Annotated in this window: 2 protein-coding genes; both read right to left on the bottom strand. The window is 69.6% G+C overall.

The annotated features are described in order from the left end of the window. Nucleotides 1-90: 90 nt before the first annotated feature. Nucleotides 91-2,217: a 3-hydroxyacyl-CoA dehydrogenase NAD-binding domain-containing protein gene (locus tag BHU15_RS35735; protein ID WP_069630908.1), complete on the bottom strand. Its 2,127-nt coding sequence runs from the start codon at nucleotides 2,215-2,217 to the stop codon at nucleotides 91-93. Beyond that, entirely contained in the window at nucleotides 2,214-3,434 is a 1,221-nt protein-coding gene (locus BHU15_RS35730; protein ID WP_023537919.1) for a thiolase family protein, read from the bottom strand. Before BHU15_RS35730 ends, BHU15_RS35735 begins: the two co-directional genes overlap by 4 nt. Nucleotides 3,435-3,567: the final 133 nt, after the last annotated feature.

Raw genomic sequence — 3,567 nt, 5'->3', positions numbered from 1 at the left:
CCACCCAGCCCGCCGCAGGCGACCCCGCACACAGCAGACGGGGCCGCGCGGAAAAGTTCCGCCCGGCCCCGCCTCCACTCGCTTCGTTCGTTACGCCGGCACGCTCGCCACACCCGGCTCCAGGAACCGCTTGCCGTTCACCCGCTGCGAGACGCCCTCACGGTCCAGGTACGGCGTGATGCCCCCCAGGTGGAACGGCCAGCCCGCGCCCGTCAGCAGGCACAGGTCGATGTCCTGGGCCTCGGCGACGACGCCCTCGGCCAGCATCAGACCGATCTCCTGCGCCACCGCGTCCAGCACCCGTGCCCGCGTCTGCTCCTCGGTCAGCGCCGTGTCGCCCTGCTTGAGCAGCGCCGCGACCTCCGGGTCCAGCTCCGGCTTTCCGGAGTCGTACACGTAGAAGCCCCGCTTGCCCGCCTTCACCACGGCCGCCAGGTTCTGCGAGACCGTGAAGCGGTCCGGGAACGCCCGGTTGAGGGTCTCGGAGACATGCAGACCGATCGCGGGACCGACCAGCTCCAGCAGGACCAGCGGCGACATCGGCAGACCCAGCGGCTCGACGGCGCGCTCCGCCACGTCGACCGGGGTGCCCTCGTCGATGACGTTCTGGATCTCGCCCATGAAGCGGGTGAGGATGCGGTTGACGACGAACGCCGGGGCGTCCTTCACCAGCACCGCGCTCTTCCTGAGCTTCTTCGCGACACCGAACGCCGTCGCCAGCGACGCGTCGTCCGTCTTCTCGCCGCGCACGATCTCCAACAGGGGCAGGATCGCCACCGGGTTGAAGAAGTGGAAGCCGACGACCCGCTCCGGGTTCTTCAGCTTCGACGCCATCTCGGAGACCGACAGCGACGACGTGTTCGTGGCGAGGATCGCGTGCGCCGGGGCGACCGCCTCGACCTCCGCGAACACCTTCTGCTTGACGCCCATCTCCTCGAAGACGGCCTCGATGACGAAGTCCGCGTCGGCGAACCCGTCCGCCTTGTCCAGGACTCCGGTGACCAGACCCTTGTAGCGGTTGGCCTTGTCCTGGTTGATCCGGCCCTTGCCGAGCAGCTTGTCGATCTCGGCGTGGACGTAGCCCACACCCTTGTCGATCCGCTCCTGGTCGATGTCCGTGAGCACGACGGGGACTTCGAGCCGGCGCAGGAACAGCAGCGCCAACTGCGAGGCCATCAGACCGGCCCCGACGACACCGACCTTGGTGACGGGACGCGCGAGCGCCTTGTCGGGCGCGCCCGCCGGGCGCTTGGCGCGCCGCTGGACGAGGTTGAACGCGTAGATCCCGGACCGCAGTTCACCGCCCATGATCAGGTCGGCGAGCGCGGTGTCCTCGGCGTCGTAACCGGCCTGGAGGTCACCGTCCTTCACAGCGGCGATGATGTCCAGCGCGCGGTACGCGGCGGGGGCCGCGCCGTGCACCTTGGAGTCGGCGACGAACCGGCCGCGCTCGACGGCCTGGTCCCACGCCTCGCCCCGGTCGATCTCCGGACGCTCGACGGTCAGCTCACCGCTCAGCACGGACGCGGTCCACAGCAGCGACTGCTCCAGGAAGTCCGCGCCCTCGAACAGGGCGTCGGCGATGCCCAGTTCGTAGACCTGCGCGCCCTTGAGCTGCTTGTTCTGGTTGAGCGAGTTCTCGATGATCACCGTGACCGCGCGGTCGGCGCCGATCAGGTTCGGCAGCAGCGTGCAGCCGCCCCAGCCGGGGACGAGACCGAGGAAGACCTCGGGCAGCGAGAAGGCCGGCAGCGCGGCGGAGACGGTGCGGTACGAGCAGTGGAGCCCGATCTCGACGCCACCGCCCATCGCGGCGCCGTTGTAGTACGCGAACGTCGGCACCGCGATGCCCGCGAGCCGCTTGAAGACGTCGTGGCCGCCCTTGCCGATGGCCAGCGCGTCCTCGTGCCGCTTCAGCAGCTCGACACCCTTGAGGTCGGCGCCGACGGCGAAGATGAACGGCTTGCCGGTCACCCCGACACCGACGATCTTCCCCTCGGCGGCCTCCGCCTCGACCTGGGTGATCGCCGCGTCGACGTTGGCCAGCGACTGCGGGCCGAACGTCGTCGGCTTCGTGTGGTCCAGTCCGTTGTCCAGCGTGATGAGGGCGAACGTGCCCACGCCGCCGGGGAGTTCGAGGTGCCGTACGTGCGCCTCGGTGACGACCTCGTCCGGGAACAGCTCGGCCGCGCCCTTCAGGAGTTCAGCGGTGCTCACTTGTTTCCTCCGTCGAAGTGCGGGTTCTCCCAGACGACCGTCGCGCCCATGCCGAAGCCGACGCACATGGTGGTGATGCCGTAGCGGACCTGCGGCTGCTCCTCGAACTGCCGGGCCAGCTGTGTCATCAGCCGTACGCCGGAGGACGCGAGGGGGTGGCCGTAGGCGATGGCGCCGCCGTACTGGTTGACGCGCGGGTCGTCGTCGGCGATGCCGTAGTGGTCGAGGAAGGCCAGCACCTGTACGGCGAAAGCCTCGTTGATCTCGAACAGGCCGATGTCCTCGATCGACAGACCGGCCTTGGCCAGCGCCTTCTCGGTCGAGGGGATCGGGCCGAAGCCCATGACCTCCGGCTCGACACCCACGTACGCGTAGCTCACGAGGCGCATCTTTACCGGCAGCCCGGCCTCTCGCGCGAACTCCTCGGAGGCGATGAGCGAGGCGGTGGCGCCGTCGTTCAGCCCCGCCGCGTTGCCGGCCGTGACCCGGCCGTGCGGGCGGAACGGCGTCTTGAGCCCGGCCAGCGACTCCAGCGTGGTGCCGGGGCGCATCGGCTCGTCCTCGGTGGCCAGACCCCAGCCGGTCTCGCCGCCCTCGGGGCTGGTGCGGCGTACGGAGATCGGTACGAGGTCCTGCTGGATCTTGCCGTTCGCGTACGCCTTCGCGGCCTTCTCCTGCGAGCGCACGGCGTACTCGTCGGCGCGCTGCTTGGTGATGTGCGGGAACCGGTCGTGCAGGTTCTCCGCGGTCATGCCCATGAACAGGGCGGACTCGTCGACGAGCTTCTCCGACACGAACCGCGGGTTCGGGTCGACGCCCTCGCCCATCGGGTGGCGGCCCATGTGCTCGACACCGCCGGCGACGACGACGTCGTACGCGCCGAAGGCGATGGAACCGGCGGTGGTGGTCACGGCGGTCATGGCGCCGGCGCACATGCGGTCGATCGAGTAGCCGGGAACGGACTGCGGCAGCCCGGCGAGGATCCCGGCGGTACGGCCGATGGTCAGGCCCTGGTCACCGATCTGCGTGGTCGCGGCGATGGCGACCTCGTCGATCTTCGCGGGGTCGAGGTCCGGGTTGCGCCGCAGCAGCTCCCGGATGGCCTTCACGACGAGGTCGTCGGCCCGGGTCTCGTGGTAGATGCCTTTCGGGCCCGCCTTGCCGAACGGGGTGCGGACGCCGTCGACGAAGACGACGTCCCTGACGGTACGAGGCACGATGGCTCTCCTCCAGGGTGCGGTGGCTCTGCGGGCACGCTTGCTTGGATCCTATGCTACTTGCGGGTAACAGCACTGCCCAGGCCGTGTAGATGTTCCGCGGGTCACCCCTTGTTGGGGTGCGGGGCGTTGG

The organism is Streptomyces niveus (assembly GCF_001723055.1).
Lineage (GTDB): Bacteria > Actinomycetota > Actinomycetes > Streptomycetales > Streptomycetaceae > Streptomyces > Streptomyces niveus.
This window is presented reverse-complemented; position numbering and strand designations above follow the sequence as displayed.